General features: G+C 69.6%; 15 protein-coding genes. 8 read left to right on the forward strand and 7 right to left on the reverse strand.

The window, feature by feature from the left end:
* Positions 1 to 11: 11 nt before the first annotated feature.
* Positions 12 to 1,811 carry an AMP-dependent synthetase/ligase gene (locus ACGFU7_RS15010; protein WP_393696164.1) on the reverse strand — a complete coding sequence of 600 codons (1,800 nt, stop codon included), beginning with the start codon at positions 1,809 to 1,811 and terminating at the stop codon, positions 12 to 14.
* A gap of 367 nt (positions 1,812 to 2,178) precedes the next feature.
* On the reverse strand, positions 2,179 to 3,081 hold the full coding sequence (locus tag ACGFU7_RS15015; RefSeq protein ID WP_393695802.1) for a LysR substrate-binding domain-containing protein: 903 nt from the start codon (positions 3,079 to 3,081) through the stop codon (positions 2,179 to 2,181).
* Between the two features lie 118 nt (positions 3,082 to 3,199).
* On the opposite strand from ACGFU7_RS15015, the gene ACGFU7_RS15020 reads away from it, so the two are divergent.
* Positions 3,200 to 4,228 (forward strand): bile acid:sodium symporter family protein, encoded by a 1,029-nt coding sequence (locus tag ACGFU7_RS15020; RefSeq protein WP_393695804.1) that lies wholly within the window; start codon positions 3,200 to 3,202, stop codon positions 4,226 to 4,228.
* A gap of 97 nt (positions 4,229 to 4,325) precedes the next feature.
* Here ACGFU7_RS15020 and fdhD read toward each other — a convergent pair whose 3' ends face one another.
* The 5 genes from fdhD to ACGFU7_RS15045 are packed head-to-tail and all read right to left on the reverse strand — an operon-like array spanning position 4,326 to position 10,882.
* Entirely contained in the window at positions 4,326 to 5,174 is an 849-nt protein-coding gene (gene fdhD, locus ACGFU7_RS15025; RefSeq protein WP_393695806.1) for a formate dehydrogenase accessory sulfurtransferase FdhD, read from the reverse strand.
* A gap of 5 nt (positions 5,175 to 5,179) precedes the next feature.
* Positions 5,180 to 6,040, reverse strand: a complete 861-nt coding sequence (locus ACGFU7_RS15030) for a 2Fe-2S iron-sulfur cluster-binding protein (RefSeq protein WP_393695808.1) — start codon at positions 6,038 to 6,040, stop codon at positions 5,180 to 5,182.
* Positions 6,037 to 7,899: an NAD(P)H-dependent oxidoreductase subunit E gene (locus ACGFU7_RS15035; protein ID WP_393695810.1), complete on the reverse strand. Its 1,863-nt coding sequence runs from the start codon at positions 7,897 to 7,899 to the stop codon at positions 6,037 to 6,039. The genes ACGFU7_RS15030 and ACGFU7_RS15035 overlap by 4 nt, the downstream gene beginning before the upstream one ends.
* Complete coding sequence (locus ACGFU7_RS15040; RefSeq protein WP_393695812.1) at positions 7,890 to 9,827, reverse strand: molybdopterin oxidoreductase family protein; 1,938 nt, start codon at positions 9,825 to 9,827, stop codon at positions 7,890 to 7,892. Before ACGFU7_RS15040 ends, ACGFU7_RS15035 begins: the two co-directional genes overlap by 10 nt.
* Positions 9,824 to 10,882, reverse strand: coding sequence for a 2-dehydropantoate 2-reductase (locus tag ACGFU7_RS15045; RefSeq protein ID WP_393696166.1), 1,059 nt, complete (start codon positions 10,880 to 10,882; stop codon positions 9,824 to 9,826). Before ACGFU7_RS15045 ends, ACGFU7_RS15040 begins: the two co-directional genes overlap by 4 nt.
* Before the next feature lie 166 nt (positions 10,883 to 11,048).
* Between ACGFU7_RS15045 and ACGFU7_RS15050 the strand changes: the two genes are divergently transcribed.
* The 7 genes from ACGFU7_RS15050 to ACGFU7_RS15080 all read left to right on the forward strand — a co-directional run bounded on the left by ACGFU7_RS15050 (position 11,049) and on the right by ACGFU7_RS15080 (position 18,575).
* On the forward strand, positions 11,049 to 11,999 hold the full coding sequence (locus ACGFU7_RS15050) for a beta-ketoacyl-ACP synthase III (RefSeq protein WP_393695814.1): 951 nt from the start codon (positions 11,049 to 11,051) through the stop codon (positions 11,997 to 11,999).
* A gap of 64 nt (positions 12,000 to 12,063) precedes the next feature.
* On the forward strand, positions 12,064 to 12,741 hold the full coding sequence (locus ACGFU7_RS15055) for a GntR family transcriptional regulator (protein ID WP_393695816.1): 678 nt from the start codon (positions 12,064 to 12,066) through the stop codon (positions 12,739 to 12,741).
* 136 nt (positions 12,742 to 12,877) lie between these two features.
* Positions 12,878 to 13,663, forward strand: a complete 786-nt coding sequence (locus tag ACGFU7_RS15060; protein WP_393695818.1) for a DeoR/GlpR family DNA-binding transcription regulator — start codon at positions 12,878 to 12,880, stop codon at positions 13,661 to 13,663.
* A gap of 30 nt (positions 13,664 to 13,693) precedes the next feature.
* A complete protein-coding gene (locus tag ACGFU7_RS15065) occupies positions 13,694 to 14,353 on the forward strand; it encodes an NUDIX domain-containing protein (RefSeq protein ID WP_393695819.1) in 660 nt (219 codons plus the stop codon).
* 208 nt (positions 14,354 to 14,561) lie between these two features.
* Positions 14,562 to 15,743, forward strand: a complete 1,182-nt coding sequence (locus tag ACGFU7_RS15070; protein ID WP_393695821.1) for an ROK family protein — start codon at positions 14,562 to 14,564, stop codon at positions 15,741 to 15,743.
* 259 nt (positions 15,744 to 16,002) lie between these two features.
* Positions 16,003 to 17,529 carry a sugar ABC transporter ATP-binding protein gene (locus tag ACGFU7_RS15075; RefSeq protein WP_393695823.1) on the forward strand — a complete coding sequence of 509 codons (1,527 nt, stop codon included), beginning with the start codon at positions 16,003 to 16,005 and terminating at the stop codon, positions 17,527 to 17,529.
* A complete protein-coding gene (locus tag ACGFU7_RS15080; protein WP_393695825.1) occupies positions 17,526 to 18,575 on the forward strand; it encodes an ABC transporter permease in 1,050 nt (349 codons plus the stop codon). The genes ACGFU7_RS15075 and ACGFU7_RS15080 overlap by 4 nt, the downstream gene beginning before the upstream one ends.
* The last annotated feature ends 96 nt before the right edge of the window (positions 18,576 to 18,671 follow it).

Consider the following 18,671-nt stretch of genomic DNA (forward strand, 5'->3'; position numbering starts at 1 on the left):
ACGGCAGTGCCTCAGCGGTACAGCGCGTCGACCTCCGCCGCGTACGCCGTCTCGATCGCCTTGCGCTTCAGCTTCAGCGACGGCGTGAGCAGACCGTGCTCCTCGCTGAACGGATGCGCCAGAATCCGGAACGTACGGATCGACTCGGCCTGCGACACCGCCGTGTTGGCGGCCACCACCGCGCGCCGGACCTCCATCTCCAGGTCCGGATCCCGGACCAGATCCTCCGGCCTCATCGGCGGCCGCCCCTGCATGGAGAGCCAGTGGTCCACCGACTCCTGGTCCACGGTCACCAGCGCCGCGATGTACGGCCGGTCATTGCCGACCACGATGCACTGCGCGACCAGCGGATGCGCCCGCACCCGCTCCTCCAGACCGGCCGGCGACACACTCTTGCCGCCCGACGTCACCAGGATCTCCTTCTTCCGCCCGGTGATCGTCAGATAGCCGTCCTCGTCGAGCGCCCCCAGATCCCCGGTGGCCAGCCAGCCCTCGTGCAGTACCGCGTCGGTGGACTTCGGGTCGCCGAGATAGCCCGCGAACACGTTGCCGCCGTGCACCCACACCTCGCCGTCCTCGGCGATGTGCACGGTGGTGCCGGGGATCGGCTGCCCGACCGTGCCGTACCGGGTGCGCTCCGGCGGATTGGCGGTGGCCGCCGCGGTCGACTCGGTCAGCCCGTATCCCTCGTACACCGTGACGCCCGCGCCTTCGAAGAACAGCCCGAGCTGCCGTTCCATCCCCGAACCGCCGGACATGGCGTGCCGGATCCGGCCGCCCATCGCCTCGCGCACCTTCTTGTACACGACCTTCTCGAAGAACTGGTGCTGCATCCGCAGCCCGGCGGACGGCCCGGGACCGGTCCCGAACGCCCGTGCCTCCGCCGCCTCGGCGTACTTCACCGCGATGTCCACGGCCTTGTCGAACGGCCCGACCCGGCCCTCCGCCTCGGCCCTGCGCCGGGCAGCGTTGAAGACCTTCTCGAAGATGTACGGCACCGCCAGGATGAATGTCGGCCGGAACGACACCAGGTCCGGCATCAGGGCCTTCGCCGACAGCTCCGGCTGATGGCCCAGCTTCACCCGGCCGCGGACCGCCGTGATCTCGACCATCCGGCCGAAGACATGCGCCAGCGGCAGGAAGAGCAGGGTGGCCGCCTCGTCGCCCGGCTTGGAGTGGAAGACCGACTTCCAGCGGGAGGCCATGGTATCCGTCTCGAACATGAAGTTGGCATGCGTGATCACACAGCCCTTGGGGCGACCCGTCGTCCCCGAGGTGTAGATGACGGTCGCCACCGACTCGGGCGTCACCGCGCGCCGGTGGCGGTGCACCACCTCGTCCTCGACATGGACGCCCGCGTCGACGAGCTCGGTCACCGCGTCGGCGTCCAGTTGCCAGAGCCGCTTGAGCTGCGGCAGCCGGTCGATCACCGACGCGACCGTCATCGCATGGTCCTCGTGCTCGACCACGACGGCGGACACCTCGGCATCGTGCAGCATCCAGAAGACTTGCTCGGCCGAGGACGTCGGATAGACCGGTACGGACTGGGCGCCGACCGCCCACAGCGCGAAGTCGAAGAGCGTCCACTCGTAGCGTGTGCGCGACATCAGGGCCACCCGGTCGCCGAATCTGACGCCGTGCGCGATCAGCCCCTTGGCGAGCGCCAGCACCTCGTCGCGGAACGTCGCCGCAGTGACATCCTGCCAGCGTCCGCTCGCGTCTTTTCGGCCGAGCGCGACCCGGTGCGGATCTTCCTCGGCGTAGTCGAACACCACATCGGCCAGCCCGCCTACGAGGGGCGCGGCCGCCATGGGTGGGACAGTGAACTCGCGCAATGACCTGCTCCTTGTGGCGCTCCGCACAGCGCCGTGACGCTACCCCACTGGGCGGCGTGGCGGGAGGGCCCCGTAACGGCGGACAACGTGGCATATGCACTGGTCAGCCACCGATATCCGGCCAGATGGGCAAGGCTCGGGCGCGGTTCCGGCCGAGGAGTAAGAGGCCGGCGCCGGAATCTCCACCGAATCTGTACGCTGCTGTCACTCCCGTCCCGAGCGGGTACGGGGGTATTGGCCCGGTAGACAGGTCCGCAGACGGGTCTGCACATGCCGGACCTGGCGGGGCGGAGCGCGGCGCGGAACTGCGGCTGCCGCCCATTCTCCCCGTACAGGCGTGCGGTCATGCGCCGTCCCGGCCACTGATCGAACCGATCGTGCCGACACCGCGGATCAGCCGGTCGCCGCCCGCCAGGATCGCCGCCGCCAGAGCGTCCGCGGCCTCCTGCGCCCCGTCCCGGCGGCGGCCGTGCAGCAGGACGAAATCCACATCGCCCAGTTCCGGCAGAGCCGCTCTGGCCGGCACCGGCGCCAGACCCGGCGGGATCAGTCCCCGGCTGTGGGCCATCACGCCCAGGCCCGCATGGGCAGCCGCGATCAGTCCGCTGAGGCTGGTGCTCGTACAGGCGACCCGCCAGGGGCGGCCGTGCTCCTCCAGGACCTCCAGGGCGCGGGCCCGGGTGATGCCCGGCGGCGGGAAGAGGATCAGCGGAACCGGACGGTCCGGGTCGATCCGCAGCTGCGGTGCGCCGATCCAGGTCAGCGTGTCCTGCCAGACCAGCTCCCCGTGTGTGTCGCCGGCGCGCCGCTTGGCGAGCACCAGATCGAGCCGGCCCGCAGCCAGTCGCTGGTGCAGTGTCCCGGAGAGCTCCACCGTCAGCTCCAGCTCGACCTCCGGGTGGTCGCGGCGGAACGACTCCAGGATCTCCGGCAGCCGCGTCAGTACGAAGTCCTCGGAGGCCCCGAACCGCAGCCGCCCGCGCAGCCGGGTGCCGGTGAAGAAGGCCGCGGCCCGCTCATGGGCCTCAAGTATCGTCCGGGCGAAACCGAGCATTGCCTCACCGTCCACGGTGAGATCGACCCGGTGCGTGTCCCGGGTGAACAGCTGCCGCCCCGTCGCCTCCTCCAGGCGCCGCACATGCTGGCTCACCGTGGACTGCCGCACACCCAGCCGACGGGCCGCCTGGGTGAAGCTCAGTGTCTGGGCGACGGCGAGAAAGGTACGCAGTTGCGCGGGATCGTACATGGGCCCAGGTTATCGCGAACCGTGATGACAGTGAGAGCGGTATGCCGGATTCCCGATCGCGATGATCAAGAGCAGGATGGGGAGGGCACGACCAGAACCAAGAGAACATGTGGAGCACATGAGCCGCCGCACCCTGAAGCTGCCGTCCTGGCTGCCGATCGACCCGTACATCCTGGCGCTGATCGGCACGGTCGTGCTCGCGGCGATACTGCCCGCGTCGGGGACCGCCGCCGATGTGGCGGGCGGCGCCTCGACCGGAGCCGTCGCCTTTCTCTTCTTCCTGTACGGCGCCCGACTCTCCACCGCCGAGGCACTCGACGGCCTCAGGCACTGGCGGCTCCATCTCACCGTCCTCGTCTGCACCTTCGTGGCGTTCCCGCTGCTCGGTCTTGCGGGCAAGGGCCTGGTGCCGTACGTCCTGACGCCGCAGCTCTACAGCGGCTTCCTCTTCCTCTGCCTGGTCCCCTCGACCATCCAGTCGTCGATCGCCTTCACCTCGATCGCCCGTGGCAATGTGCCCGCGGCGATCTGTGCGGGCTCCTTCTCCTCGATCGCCGGAATCTTCCTCACACCGCTGCTCGCCGCCGCGCTGCTGGGCAACAGCGGCGGTGGATTCTCGGCCGATGCGCTGCTGAAGATCGGGGTCCAGCTGCTGCTGCCGTTCGTCGCCGGGCAGCTGCTGCGCCGCTGGATCGGTGGCTTCATCACCCGCCACAAGAAGATCCTCGGCTACGTCGACCGTGGCTCGATCCTGCTCGTCGTCTACACGGCGTTCAGCGAGGGCATGGTCAAGGGCATCTGGCACCAGGTCACCCCGGCCAGGCTCGGGGCGCTGCTCGGCGCCGAGGCGGTGCTGCTCGCGCTGATGCTCGCGCTGAGCTGGTACGGGGCGAAGCGGCTCGGCTTCGACCGGGGGGACCGGATCGCCATCCAGTTCGCCGGCTCGAAGAAGAGCCTGGCCTCCGGGCTGCCGATGGCGAGCGTCCTGTTCGGGGCGCAGGCGTCGCTCGCCGTACTGCCGCTCATGCTCTTCCACCAGATGCAGCTGATGGTGTGCGCGGTCATCGCCAAACGCCGCTCGCGCGATCCGCAGGAGGAGAACCGGGAGAACAGCGCGGTGTCACGGGAGCCCGTCACGGTGAGCTGAGGGCGCGCCCGGAGCCCCGCCCGGGGGTGGGACCGGCCGGCGCAGGGGGCGCTCCCCGCCGGCCGGATCCCTGACCCGTGCAGACGGGCGGGGCGCCTCAGCCCTGGCCGACCGTCGTCTCCAGGGCGATGCGGTGCTCACCCGCGTACACGTTCATGGAAGGACCCCGCAGAAAGCCGACCAGGGTCAGTCCGGTCTCGGCCGCCAGATCGACGGCGAGGGAGGACGGCGCCGAGACCGCCGCGAGCATCGGGATCCCGGCCATCACCGCCTTCTGGGCCAGCTCGAACGAGGCCCGCCCCGACACCAGCAGAATCGCCCGGGACAGCGGCAGCCGGTGGTCGGTCAGGGCCCGGCCGACCAGCTTGTCCACGGCGTTGTGCCGGCCGACGTCCTCGCGGATGTCGAGCAGCTCACCCGTCTCGGAGAACAGCGCCGCCGCGTGCAGACCCCCGGTCCGGTCGAAGACCCGCTGCGCGGCGCGCAGCCGGTCGGGGAGGGCGGAGAGCAGGGCGGGCTCGACCCGGACCGGGGGAGTGTCGGCGATCGGATGCCGGGTCGTGGTGCGCACCGCGTCGAGGCTCGCCTTGCCGCACAGCCCGCAGGACGACGTGGTGTACACATTGCGTTCGAGCGTGATGTCGGGGACCGGGACGCCAGGGGCGAGCTTCACATCCACCACGTTGTACGTGTTGACGCCGTCCGCCGTGGCCCCGGCGCAGTAGACGATTCCCTGCACCTCGGAGCCGTCACCGATCACGCCCTCGCTCACCAGGAAGCCCGCCGCCAGCGCGAAGTCGTCGCCCGGCGTGCGCATCGTGATGGCGAGCGGCTTGCCGTTGAGCCGGATCTCCAGGGGCTCCTCGGCGACGAGCGTGTCGGGGCGCGTGGAGACGGCCCCGTCCCGGATACGGATGGTGCGGCGACGCTCGGTGACCCGTCCCATAGCGGTTAAACCCGATTCTGTACGTGTTGGAAGCCGAACCGGCCCTTGATGCAGAGGTTGCCGTGGGTCACCGGATTGTCGTGCGGTGAGGTGACCTTGACGATCTCATTGTCCTGCACGTGGAGTGTGACATTGCAGCCGACGCCGCAGTACGCGCAGATGGTGGTGGTCTCCGTCTGGGCCTGTTCGTCCCAGGTCCCGGCCGCGCGCATATCGAACTCGGTCTTGAAGGAGAGCGCCCCGGTGGGGCACACCTCGATGCAGTTGCCGCAGTAGACACAGGCCGAATCGGTGAGCGGTGCGTCGTGCTCGGTGGAGATACGGGCGTCGAAGCCGCGGCCCGCGACGGCGATCGCGAAGGTGTTCTGCCACTGCTCGCCGCAGGCGTCGACGCACTTGTAGCAGAGGATGCATTTGTCGTAGTCGCGGACGTAGAGACCGTTGTCCACCTTCGGTTCCTCGTTGAAGCGGGCCGCGTCCGCGCCGAAGCGGTCCGGCTTCGCCTCGTACTCCTTGATCCACTCGGCGGCCCTCGGCGTCGTCGACAGGTCCGTGGACGAGGCGAGCAGTTCGAGCACGACCTTGCGGCTGTGCCGGGCGCGCTCACTGTCCGTCCGGACCGTCATGCCCGGCTCCGCACGGCGCGAACACGCCGGGGCGAGGGCGCGGGCCCCTTCCACCTCGACGACACACACCCGGCAGGCGTTCTTCGGGGTGAGCGTGTCGCCCTGGCACAGGGTCGGGACATCCTTGCCCGCGGCCCGGCAGGCGTCCAGGATCGTCGAGCCCTCGGGGACTCGGGTCTCCTGACCGTCCAGGGTGAACTCGATCAGCCTGCGCGGCAGTTGCAGAGGCACAGCGGTCACGAATAGACCCCCAGACGGTCGATGGCGGACTCGACGGCGTTCCATGCGGTCTGTCCCAGACCGCAGATCGAGGCGTCCCGCATGGCCTGCCCCACCTCTCTGAGCAGTGCAATGTCATATGCGGCGGCGGCGCCCGTGACGTCCTTGATGCGATGCAGCGCCTCCTCCTGGCGGACCGTGCCCACGCGGCAGGGGACGCACTGGCCGCAGGACTCGTCACGGAAGAACTCGGCGATCCGCAGAAGGATGCGGGGCAGTTCGACCGAGTCGTCGAGGACCAGCACCACTCCGGAGCCGAGCGTGGTCCCGGCCGCCCGTGTCCCCTCGAAGGTGAGGGGGATGTCGAGTTCATCGGGGCGTACGAAGCCTCCTGCCGCGCCGCCGAGCAGCACCGCCCGCAGACGGTCCGGGGGACCGGCCAGCTCCAGCAGTTCGCGCAGGGTCGCGCCGAACGGCAGCTCGTAGATCCCGGCCCTGGCTACCTGCCCCGATACGCAGAACAACTTCGTTCCGGTGGACGAGCCGGTGCCGGTCGCGGCGTAGGCGGCGGCGCCGCGCTCCAGGACAGGCAGCACATTGACCAGCGTCTCAACGTTGTTGACCGCGGTCGGCTTGCCGAACAGGCCCTTCTCGACCGGGAACGGCGGCTTGGAACGCGGTTCGCCGCGCCGGCCCTCGATCGAGTTGAAGATCGCGGTCTCCTCGCCGCAGATGTACGCCCCGGCGCCGCGCCGGATCTCGATGTCGAAGGCATAGCCCTGGCCCAGGATGTCGGGGCCGAGCAGTCCGCGGGTGCGGGCCCGGGTGAGGGCGTGGCTGAGCCGTTCGTACGCGCGCGGGTACTCGCCGCGCAGGTAGAGATAGCCGTGGTGGGCGCCGGTCGCGTATCCGGCGATCGTCATCGCCTCGACCAGGGCGTACGGGTCGCCCTCCATCAGGACCCGGTCCTTGAAGGTGCCCGGTTCGCTTTCGTCCGCGTTGCAGACGAGGTAGTGCGGAGTGTCGGGCTGCTGGGCGGTGGCCTGCCACTTGCGGCCGGTGGGGAACGCGGCGCCGCCCCGGCCGACCAGGCCGGCGTCCAGCACCTCGCGGATCACTCCGGCGGGGCCGAGCGCGAAGGCCCGGCGCAGCGCGCTGTATCCGCCGTTCGCGCGGTAGTCGTCCAGGGATGCGGGGTCGACGGTGCCGATGCGGCGGAGGAGGACGAGATCGGGGGAGCCGGCCTGGGGAAGAGCGTGGTCGGGGGGTGGTTCGGCGGGGGCGGACTCGGGGGAGCGGGTTGCGGCGGTGAGGGTGGGGGCGGTGGCGGGGGCGATGACCGCCGTGCAGTGGTGGGAAGCGCCTGCGGCGGGCTCCTCGCCCGCCTGGATCACCAGTGCCGCCGGGGCGCGTTCGCACAGACCCAGGCAGGGGCTCTCCTGCCACACGGCCCCCTGCGCCGGGGTGCCCGCCGGGCCCAGAGCCCCGGTCAGATCCACGCACAGGGCCGCCGATCCGCGCGCCGCGCAGGCCAGATCCGTGCAGACATGGACGACCTTGGCCGGTCGGGGCCGTACCGAGAACATCGAGTAGAAGGTCGCAACGCCGTAGGCTTCCGCCGGCGGCACCGTCAGCCGTCGGCAGATGTAGTCCAGCGCGCCCTCGCTGATCCACCCGATCCGGTCGTTCACCGCATGCAGGGCGGGCAGCAGCTGATCGCGGCGGTCCCGGGCGGCCGATGCGCCGCCCTTCGCCCAGCGCAGCTCCTCGGCCGCGCGCTCGGTGCCGCCCTCCCAACCGGACGGCGGGGGCCCCAACAGGTCATCCACCGCAGCCCGTTCGGCTCCGGTCGGTGCGGCGTCGGTGAATTTCAGGTCCATGCGGGCACCAGCTTCTCGATCCGTACGGCGGATGCCTTGAACTCGGCGGTACCGGCGATCGGGCAGTTCGCCTCGATCGTCAGCCGGTTGGTGTCGACCTCGTCCGGAAAGTGCATCGTCATGAACGCCAGCCCGGGGCGCAGCCCGGAATCGATCCACACGGGGGCGGTGACAGTGCCCCGCCGGGACGACACGTGGACCTCCTCGCCACTCGCGACGCCGTACGCCGCCGCGTCCTCCGGGCAGAGCTCGATGTATTCGCCGCGCCGCAACGGGGATGCGTAACTACCGCTCTGTACACCGGTGTTGTACGAGTCCAGCCGTCGCCCGGTCGTCAGCCGCAGCGGGTACTGTTCGTCGGTGAGATCGACCGGGGGATCGTGCTGGACGAGGCCGAAGGGGGCGGCGGGGCCGCGACGTACCGGATCGGTCTCCCACAGCCGGGCGTGCAGGAAGCTCGACGGCAGCTTCATTGTGTCGGGGCAGGGCCACTGCAGCCCCTGGTGCTCCTCGAGCCGGTCGTACGTCATCCCGAAGTGATCGGGGGACAGCGACCGCAGCTCGTTCCACACCGCCTCGGCGTCCTCGAACTTCCAGTCATGGCCCAGCCGTTCGGCGAGCGCGCAGATGATGTCGATGTCCTCGCGGGCCTCGCCCGGCGGTACCAGCGCGGCCCGGACCCGCTGCACCCGCCGCTCACTGTTGGTCGTCGTGCCGTCGGTCTCGGCCCAGGCGGCCGTCGCGGGCAGTACGACATCGGCCAGTTCGGCGGTCCTGGTGAGGAAAATGTCCTGCACCACCAGATGGTCCAGCGCCTTGAGCCGCCGGATGGCCTGCTCGCTGTCGGCCTCGGACTGCGCCGGGTTCTCCCCGATGCAGTACACGGCCCGCACCTCACCGCTCTCCATCGACTCGAACATCTCGGTGAGCGTCTTGCCGTACCGGGGCTGGATGACGGTGTCCCAGGTCCGCTCGAACTTCTGCCGTGACCGGGGGTCGAGGATGTCCTGGAAGCCGGGCAGCCTGTTCGGGATGGCACCCATGTCGCCGCCGCCCTGCACATTGTTCTGGCCGCGCAGCGGCTGCACCCCGGAGCCGTACCGTCCGACATGCCCGGTGAGCATCGACAGATTGATCAGTGCACGGACGTTGTCGGTGCCGTTGTGATGCTCGGTGATTCCCAGCGTCCAGCACAGCTGGGCCCGTTCGGCCGTTGCGTAGGCGTGCGCGAGATCCCGGATCGCTTCGGCCGGGACGCCGGTGACCTTCTCGGCGGCGGTCGGGGTCCAGGGCTCGACGAGGGCCGCGTACTCCTCGAAGCCGGTGGTCGCGCGATCCACGAAGGCGCAGTTGACCAGCCCGGCATGGATGATCTCCCGGCCGATCGCGTGGGCGAGCGGAATGTCGGTGCCGACGTTGAGGCCGAGCCAGCTGTCCGCCCACTCGGCGGTCGAGGTGCGACGGGGATCGACGGCGTACATCCGCGCACCGTTGCGGATGCCCTTCAGCACGTGCTGGAAGAAGATCGGGTGGGCGAAACGGGCGTTGGAGCCCCACATCACGATGAGGTCGGTGTGTTCGACCTCCTCGTACGAGGAGGTGCCGCCGCCGGAACCGAAGGCGGCAAAGAGCCCGGCGACGCTGGGGGCGTGACAGGTCCGGTTGCAGGAGTCCACATTGTTGGTGCCCATCACCACCCGGGTGAACTTCTGCGCCACGTAATTCATCTCGTTGGTGGCGCGGGCACAGGACAGCATCGCGAAGGCGTCGGGGCCGTACGCCTCGCCGGTCTGCCGGAATCCGGCAGCCGCCCGTTCCAGAGCCTCGTCCCAACTCGCCCGGCGCAGAACACCATCGGCGTCACGTACCAGGGGATGCGTCAGCCGCTCGTACTGCTTCTTCGGCCGCCTGTTGCGGTTGTCGTTCATGGCGTGCTCCCTGCTGGGGCCGTTGCGGCCGCGGAGGTGGTGGCGAGGAGATCGGCGAGCGCGTGCACGGCGCGCAGCGTCGGTACGGGGGACCCGGTCAGATCGGCCAGTTCGACGACGGCCGCGAGCAGCACATCGAGTTCGAGCGGCTTGCCCTTCTCCAGATCCTGGAGGGTGGAGGTCTTGTGGTCACCGACGCGCTCCGCGCCCGCGATGCGCCGCCCCACGGAGATCTCGGGCCGGCAGCCGACGGCGGCCGCGACATCGAGGGTTTCGCGCATCATCGACTCGACCAGTGCGCGAGTGTCCGGATGGCGGCAGATCTGGCCCATGGTGGCCCTGGACAGCGCGCTGATCGGGTTGAAGGAGATGTTCCCGATCAGTTTGATCCAGATGTCGTTGCGGAGATCCGGTTCGACCGGGCACTTGAGTCCGCCCGCGACCATGGCCTCACTGAAGTCGTGGCAGCGCTGCGACACGGTCCGGTCCGGCTCCCCGATGGAGAACCGGGTGCCTTCCAGGTGGCGTACGACGCCCGGTGCCTCGATCTCCGTGGCGGCGTAGACGACGCAGCCGATGGCGCGTTCGGGCGGCAGGGTGGCGCTGACCGTGCCCGCCGGGTCTACGCTGTTGATGCGCCGTCCGGCGTGCGGGCCGGTGAGCCCGTGGAAGTACCACCACGGGATGCCGTTCTGTGCGGCGATGACCGCGGTGTCCGCGTGCAGCAGTGGATGGACCAGCGGGCCCGACGCTGCATAGGAGTTGGCCTTGAGCCCGAGGAACACATAGTCGACGGGCCCCACCTCCGACGGGTCGTCGGTGGCCGATGGGTGAGCGGTGAAGTCACCGCGAGGGCTGAGGACGCGTACGCCGTCACGGCGCATCGCGGCCAGATGCGGGCCGCGGGCGATGAGGTGGACCTCGGCGCCGGCGCGATGGAGCGCGGCCCCGACATAGGCGCCGATGGCACCGGCGCCGACAACTGCGACTTTCACGGGGCTCTCCGTTCGGTGAGTGGACCGAGGAGTGGACCGGGCGAGAGAACAGGAGACGATGTCAAGTCGACAGAATATTGTCTACAGTATGCTTTCTGGGCGGTCAAGGCTGTTGTCAAGCCTCCAATGACCGGGTGCTATTCCTGTGGGAACACGTGCCCCCGTACCGGGCAGTAGCGACCAAGACTGGATGGTTCCTGCCATACGTAGCGAGGGGATCTTGTACATGACCGGCTCACGTGTCGTGGCGCTCGGCCACTATCAGCCCGCCAAGGTACTCACCAACGACGATCTGGCTGCCATGGTCGACACCAGTGACGAGTGGATCACCAGTCGCGTCGGCATCAAGACCCGCCACATCGGAGGCCCTGACGAGCCGGTGGACGAGCTGGCAGCGCACGCGGGGGCCAAGGCGCTCGCCGCGGCCGGGCTGCAGCCCGCCGAAGTCGATCTGGTTCTTGTCGCCACCTCCACCGCGATCGACCGTTCACCGAGCATGTCGGCGCGGGTCGCCGCCCGGCTCGGCATGGGCTCGCCCGCGGTGATGGACATCAATGTGGTCTGCTCCGGCTTCACCCACGCCCTCGCCACTGCCGACCACGCGATCAAGGCGGGCGCGGCCGAGCGCGTCCTTGTCATCGGCGCCGACAAGATGGGCGACATCGCGGACTGGACCGACCGCAGCACCTGTGTCCTGCTCGGTGACGGAGCCGGTGCGGCGGTCGTCGTCGCGGACCCGGACGGCGGTGACCGGCCCGGGATCGGCCCCGTTCTGTGGGGCTCGGTGCCGGAGATGGGGAACGCGGTACGGATCGAGGGGACGCCCCCGCGTTTCGCGCAGGAAGGGCAGTCCGTATACCGCTGGGCCACCACGCAGCTGCCGCCCATCGCCCGTAAAGTGTGCGAAAGGGCCGGTGTCACCCCCGAGGATCTGGGTGCGGTGGTACTGCATCAGGCCAATCTGAGGATCATCGAACCGGTCGCCAGGAAGATCGGTGCGGTCAACGCGGTCATCGCCCGGGATGTCGTGGATTCCGGTAATACATCAGCGGCATCTATCCCGATGGCCCTGTCCAAGCTGGTGGAACGCGGCGAGGTCCACAGTGGCGTGCCGGTGCTGCTTTTCGGCTTCGGCGGGAATCTCTCGTACGCGGGTCAGGTGATCCGCTGTCCCTGAGGGGCGTTGTGCTCGGTAGACTGTAGACGATAAGCAATTGCTCGTCGTCCGGAGGGGGACCGCGATGTTGTCCACAGGGCTGCCGCAAGGGGCTGTGCCGAAACTGGAACGGCCCGGTCCACTACGCGAGCGCGTGTACGAGGCGCTGCTCGAACTCATCACGACGCGTGCGCTCCGGCCCGGCCAGCATCTGGTCGAGAGCGAGCTGGCCGGCCATCTCGGGGTGTCCAGGCAGCCGGTGCGGGAGGCGTTGCAGCGGCTGAACACCGAGGGCTGGGTCGATCTTCGGCCCGCCCAGGGTGCGTTCGTCCATGAACCCACGGAGGACGAGGCGGACCAGCTGCTCTCGGTCCGCACCCTCCTGGAGGCCGAGGCCGCTCGTCTTGCCGCGGCCAACTCCGGCACGGCCGGCATCGCCGCCCTGGAGGAGCTCTGCGCCAAGGGCGAGCAGGCCGTCGCCGACGACGACGTGGACCTGGCGGTCGCCACCAACGCGGCCTTCCATACCAAGGTCATGGAGCTGGCGGGCAATGTCGTCCTCTCCGAACTCGCCGGACAGGTGGACCGCCGGGTCCGCTGGTACTACACCCCGGTGGCCCGTCAGCGCGGCACCCAGTCCTGGATCGAGCACCGCTCGTTGATCGCGGCGATCTCCTCGCGCGACGAGCAGCGGGCCACGGAGATCATGCGGACGCATACGGAACACACCCGCAAGACGTACCACCAGCGCGAAGAGAGCTAGCGCGCGGCCGGACGGTTCGTACCAGAAGGGTCGGGGCTTTGAGCCCCGGCCCTTTTCCGCGTTCCGTGCCATGCCGGCGCCGCCAGATTCTCACGTTCCGATGTTCAATCGAACATTGATGTGTTAGAAATGAGTCATGGGTGTCGCCAATCGTCTGGACCTGACCCTGCGATTGGTGCAGGGCTCCGACCGGGTTTCCGTGTCGGAGCTCTCCCATCGCCTGGGGGTCTCCGAAATGACCGTCCGCCGGGATCTCGACGCGTTGGAGCGGCAGGGGCTGGTGCACAGGGTGCACGGCGGAGCGGTCGCCACGCGCGCACGGGAGGAGGGCGCGGGCTTCTCGGCCCGTGAGCCGTGGCAGGCCGCGACGAAGGACCGGCTCGGTGCGGCCGTGGCCGCGATGGTGGAGCCGGGATCGCGGGTCCTTCTGGACGCGGGCACCACCACCGTGCATGTCGCTGAGCACCTGGCCGAACGGGCTCCCCTGACGGTGGCGGTGCTCAGTCTTCAGGCCGCGGTCCGCCTGGCGGACCGGCCCGGGATCGAACTGCTGATCGTCGGCGGCCGGTCCCGTCCAGGTGAACAGTCGCTGGTCGGCCCGCTGGCCCTGCGCACCATCGAGGCGCTGGCCTTCGACTGCTTCGTACTGTCCATCGGTGGTGTGCACGCCGAATACGGCTGGTCGGAGTTCTCGCTGGACGACGCGGCCGTCAAACAGGCCGCGCTCGCGCAATCGGACAAGACCATCGCCGTTGCCGACGCGACCAAACTCGGGGTCCGCGCGTTCAGTCAGGTCGCCGCCGTGGGCGCGGTGGACGTGTTCGTCACCGACAGCGCGGCCCAGGATGCCGCCACCCACCCCAATGGCCCGCTGACACTGGCAGCCCTGCGCGATGCGGGCGTCCACACCGTCCTGGCCTGAGAACCGGATCCACCGCGAGGAGCGCACACCATGACTGCAGGCCTGGACACCCCCGACCGCCGCGGGCGCACCGGTCTGGACCGGCACGGCCGCGACCTGACCGGCAATCCGCGGGTGCGCATCAGTGACGTGGAGGTGCTGTCCTGCGACTGGTACGTCCTGCGCAGGACGACCTTCGACTATCAGCACAGCGACGGCCATTGGAGTCGCGAACAGCGCGAGACCTACGACCGGGGCGACGGCGCCACGATTCTGCTCTACCACCCCGATCGCCGCACCGTTCTGCTGACCCGTCAGTTCCGGCTGCCCGCCTACGTCAACGGGCACCACGACGGGATGCTGATCGAGGCCGCCGCCGGGCTGCTCGACGGCGACAGCCCCGAGGAAGCCATCCGCAGGGAAGCGGCCGAGGAGACCGGACACCTCGTCGGCACCCCCGAGCGCGTCTTCGACGTCTACATGAGCCCCGGCTCGGTCACCGAACGCCTGCACTTCTTCGCCGCCCCCTACCGCTCGACGGCTGACACCGCCGGCGGGCACGGGATCGCGGCCGAGGGCGAGGACATCGAGACCGTGGAACTTCCCTTCGAGGAGGCCCTCTCCATGGTCCGCAGCGGGGCCGTCGCCGACGCCAAGACCATCATGCTGCTCCAATGGGCGGCCCTGGACGGCCCGTTCCGGCACCGCTGACTGCCACCCCGACCCGCCCGGTACGCGCCCCGAAGGACACCTGCGCCGGTGACCGTCCCGCAACCCGGCCGAACGGCTTTGTCCTCGGTGTGGAGAAAGTTGTAGCGAATTCCTGCGCAACTTCTTCCCACTCCCGGCAGCCGCTGCTACGTTCCCCTCGAAAGCCCGACGGACAGGCCGATGTGGCGGGGAGGGGCGCGTGAGACGTATGACGGCACGACCCGCGAATGCGCATCAGGCGCGACTGCTCCGGCTGTTGCGCGACGGCGGGCCCAACTCACGGGCACAGCTGGGGGATCAGATCGATCTCTCCCGCTCCAAGCTCGCCGTCGAGGTCGACCGGCTGCTGGAGACCGGACTCGTCGTGGCCGACGGACTCGCCGCATCGCGCGGAGGGCGTCGCTCGCACAACATCCGGCTCGCCCCGCAGCTGCGCTTCCTCGGCGTCGACATCGGTGCCACATCCGTCGATGTGGCCGTCACCAACGCCGAGTTGGAGGTCCTGGGCCACCTCAACCACCCCATGGACGTACGCGAAGGCCCTGTCGCCATCTTCGAGCAGGTGCTGTCCATGGCGGCCAAGCTCCGGGCCTCCGGGCTCGCTGAAGGCTTCGACGGCGCGGGCATCGGCGTACCCGGGCCGGTCCGCTTCCCCGAAGGCGTACCGGTCGCGCCGCCGATCATGCCCGGCTGGGACGGCTTCCCGGTCCGCGAGGCGCTCAGCCAGGAACTGGGCTGCCCCGTCATGGTCGACAACGATGTGAACCTGATGGCGATGGGGGAGCAGCACGCGGGCGTCGCACGCTCCGTGGGCGACTTCCTCTGCGTCAAGATCGGTACGGGCATCGGCTGCGGCATCGTCGTCGGTGGCGAGGTCCACCGTGGTACGACGGGCAGCGCCGGAGACATCGGCCACATCCAGGTCGAACCCGATGGGCGCGCCTGCGCCTGCGGCAACCGGGGCTGTCTGGAAGCCCACTTCAGCGGCGCCGCGCTCGCCCGCGACGCCGAGGCCGCGGCGCGTGCCGGGCAGTCGGCGGAACTGGCGTCCCGGCTGGAGGCGGCCGGAAAGCTCACCGCCGCCGATGTGGCGGCCGCCGCGGCCGCCGGTGACGCCACCTCGCTCGACCTGATCCGCGAAGGCGGTAACCGGGTCGGCCAGGTCATCGCGGGACTCGTCAGCTTCTTCAATCCCGGACTGGTGGTGATCGGCGGCGGTGTGACCGGCCTCGGGCACACGCTCCTCGCCAGCGTCCGGACCCAGGTCTACCGGCAGTCGCTGCCGCTGGCCACCGGCAATCTACCCATCGTGCTGGGCGAGTTGGGACCGGCCGCCGGAGTGATCGGCGCCGCCCGGCTCATCAGCGACCATCTGTTCTCACCGGCCTGACGCCGGGCCGGCAGCACATCGGCACGCACCGGAAACGCCGGAACCACGGAAGCACCGGAGCACGCAAAACAGCCGAAAAACTGGAAGCACCGGAACACCGGAACACCGGAACACCGGAACACCGGAACACCGGAAACACCGGAAACACCGGAAACACCCGCACCACCGCACCTGGTACAGCCCTGCCCGCTCACCGGCCTTCCCCAAGCTCTCGGCTGCGCTCGAGCAGGGGAGACCCCACTCGCCGAGGGGATTTGTCATGGCACCAGAACCACCCCTGCTCACCATGTCCGGCATCACCAAGTCGTTCCCCGGAGTGCGCGCCCTCGACGGCGTGGACCTGGAGGTCCAGGCCGGCGAAGTCCACTGTCTCCTCGGGCAGAACGGCGCCGGCAAGTCCACCCTCATCAAGGTGCTCGCCGGGGCCCACCAGCCCGACGGCGGCGAGATCACCTGGCGCGGCGAACCGGCCGCGCTCAGGTCGCCCATCGCCGCGATGCGCCTGGGCATCGCCACCATCTACCAGGAACTCGACCTGGTCGAGGGCCTGTCGGTCGCCGAGAACGTCTTCCTCGGCCATGAACCCACCACCGCCCGCTTCGTCGTCCGCACCCGCGAGGGCCGCACGGCGGCCGCCGCACTGCTGAAGCGACTCGGCCATCCGGAGATCGACCCCGCCCGGGCGGTCGGCGAACTGTCCGCCGCCCAGCAGCAGATCGTCTCCATGGCGCGGGCGCTCTCCCACGACGTACGGCTCATCGTGATGGACGAGCCGTCCGCCGCACTCGACCCCGACGAGGTCGACAACCTCTTCCGTATCGTCGCCGCCCTCACCGCCGACGGGGTCGCCGTCGTCTACATCTCGCACCGCCTGGAGGAGATCCGCCGGATCGGCGACCGGGTGACCGTGCTCAAGGACGGCCGCGCCGTCGCAGTGGGGCTGCCCGCCAAGTCCACACCGACACGCGACATCGTTGCCATGATGACCGGCCGCAATGTCGAGTACGTCTTCCCGCCGCGCACCACGGACATCGCGGGGGCGGCAGTGGCAGAGCCGGTACTGAAGGTCGAAGGGCTGACCAGGAAGGGCGAATTCGCCCCGGTCGACCTGGAGCTCCGGCCCGGCGAGATCGTCGGCCTGGCAGGGCTCGTCGGCTCGGGGCGCTCCGAGATCCTGGAGACCGTCTACGGCGCCCGCAAACCGAGCGCCGGGCGGGTCACCGTGGCAGGCAGACAGCTCCAGCCCGGCAGCGTCAGCGCGGCCGTCGCCGCCGGAATCGGACTCGCCCCCGAGGAACGCAAGGCGCAGGCCCTGCTGATGCTCGAATCCGTCACCCGCAATGTCTCCGTCTCCTCGATGTCCCGCTTCTCCCGGGCCGGCTGGATGGACCGCGGGGCCGAACGCCGGGCGGCCCGCGCCGCCACCCGTGAACTCTCACTGCGCCCCGACAACCCGGACACTCCCGTTCGCACGCTCTCCGGCGGCAACCAGCAGAAAGCCGTCCTGGCCCGCTGGCTGCTGCGCGGCTGCCGGGTCCTGCTGCTCGACGAACCGACCCGCGGTGTCGACGTCGGCGCCCGCGCCGAGCTCTACGCCGTGATCCGCCGGCTGGCCGACGAAGGCCTCGCCGTGCTGCTCGTCTCCAGCGAGGTGCCCGAAGTGCTGGGCCTCGCCGACCGGGTGCTGGTGCTCCGAGAGGGCCGCGTCGTGCATACGGCGGACGCCCGGGAGCTCGACGAGCACCGCGTACTCGACCTAGTGATGGAAGGGAGCCCGACGTCATGACGCAGCCTGTCTCCTCGGCGCAGCAGGGCGGGCCGGACAAGGGGGCCGCCCCCGCCCCGGTCTTTGAACCCCGTAAGAAGGACGGACCTTCGCGCACCTTCGGCCTGCGCGCGGACGTCCGTAACCTCTCGCTCCTCGGCGTTCTCGCCGTACTGATCGCCGTCGGCGGATTCACCGAGCCCGACGCCTTTCTGGACACCGGGAACCTTCAGCTGATCCTGACCCAGTCGTCCGTCATCGGCGTCGTCACCGTCGGGATGACCTTCGTCATCACCAGTGGCGGTATCGACCTGTCGGTCGGTGCGATGGTCGCGCTCGCCTCCGTCTGGGCGACCACGCTCGCCACCCAGGAGTACGGCTTCGCGGGGATTCTGTTCACCGCCGTGATCGTCGGACTCGGTGCCGGGCTGGTGAACGGGGTGCTCATCGCCTACGGCCGGATGGTGCCGTTCATCGCGACGCTGGCCATGCTCGCCTCGGCCCGCGGGCTCGCCCTCCAGATCACCGACGGCAAGACCCAGATCGTCACCGTCAAGTCGGTCCTCGACCTGGGCCTGCCCGACTCGTACTTCCTCGGCATCCCGCCTCTGGTCATGATGTTCGCCGCGGTGACCGTCATCGGCTGGCTGGTGCTGAACCGTACGACCTTCGGACGGCGTACGGTCGCGGTCGGCGGAAACGCGGAAGCGGCCAGGCTGGCCGGTATCGACGTACGACGGCAGCGGCTCTACCTCTATCTGCTCTCCGGGCTGTGCTGCGGCATCGCCGCCTTCATGCTGATCATCCTGTCCGGCTCGGGGCAGAACACCAACGGCAATCTGTACGAGCTCGACGCCATCGCCGCCGCGATCATCGGCGGCACCCTGCTCAGCGGCGGACGCGGCACCATCGTCGGCTCCGTACTCGGCGTCCTCGTCTTCACCACCATCACCAACATCTTCGCGCTCAACAATCTGCAGAGCGATGTCCAGCAGATCGCCAAGGGCGCGATCATCGTCGCCGCCGTCCTGGTCCAGCGCCGCACATCGGCGCACGGGGAGACCTGAGCCCTCGGGCGCACTCCCGGCAGCTCAGCTTCTCCATCCCACCCACCGCCCCGTACGCCATATGTGACATGTCATGCACCAGCGCTACATGTCACG

The organism is Streptomyces sp. NPDC048473 (assembly GCF_043200155.1).
Classification (GTDB): domain Bacteria; phylum Actinomycetota; class Actinomycetes; order Streptomycetales; family Streptomycetaceae; genus Streptomyces.

What these genes read in the sequence shown, in the direction of transcription:
- ACGFU7_RS15015 (WP_393695802.1), bottom strand. Translation starts at nt 3,081, where the DNA reads ATGTACGATCCCGCGCAACTGCGTACCTTTCTCGCCGTCGCCCAGACA.
- ACGFU7_RS15075 (WP_393695823.1), top strand. Translation starts at nt 16,003, where the DNA reads ATGGCACCAGAACCACCCCTGCTCACCATGTCCGGCATCACCAAGTCG.
- ACGFU7_RS15070 (WP_393695821.1), top strand. Translation starts at nt 14,562, where the DNA reads ATGACGGCACGACCCGCGAATGCGCATCAGGCGCGACTGCTCCGGCTG.
- ACGFU7_RS15065 (WP_393695819.1), top strand. Translation starts at nt 13,694, where the DNA reads ATGACTGCAGGCCTGGACACCCCCGACCGCCGCGGGCGCACCGGTCTG.
- ACGFU7_RS15050 (WP_393695814.1), top strand. Translation starts at nt 11,049, where the DNA reads ATGACCGGCTCACGTGTCGTGGCGCTCGGCCACTATCAGCCCGCCAAG.
- fdhD (WP_393695806.1), bottom strand. Translation starts at nt 5,174, where the DNA reads ATGGGACGGGTCACCGAGCGTCGCCGCACCATCCGTATCCGGGACGGG.
- ACGFU7_RS15055 (WP_393695816.1), top strand. Translation starts at nt 12,064, where the DNA reads ATGTTGTCCACAGGGCTGCCGCAAGGGGCTGTGCCGAAACTGGAACGG.
- ACGFU7_RS15080 (WP_393695825.1), top strand. Translation starts at nt 17,526, where the DNA reads ATGACGCAGCCTGTCTCCTCGGCGCAGCAGGGCGGGCCGGACAAGGGG.
- ACGFU7_RS15060 (WP_393695818.1), top strand. Translation starts at nt 12,878, where the DNA reads ATGGGTGTCGCCAATCGTCTGGACCTGACCCTGCGATTGGTGCAGGGC.
- ACGFU7_RS15020 (WP_393695804.1), top strand. Translation starts at nt 3,200, where the DNA reads ATGAGCCGCCGCACCCTGAAGCTGCCGTCCTGGCTGCCGATCGACCCG.
- ACGFU7_RS15010 (WP_393696164.1), bottom strand. Translation starts at nt 1,811, where the DNA reads ATGGCGGCCGCGCCCCTCGTAGGCGGGCTGGCCGATGTGGTGTTCGAC.
- ACGFU7_RS15035 (WP_393695810.1), bottom strand. Translation starts at nt 7,899, where the DNA reads ATGGACCTGAAATTCACCGACGCCGCACCGACCGGAGCCGAACGGGCT.
- ACGFU7_RS15040 (WP_393695812.1), bottom strand. Translation starts at nt 9,827, where the DNA reads ATGAACGACAACCGCAACAGGCGGCCGAAGAAGCAGTACGAGCGGCTG.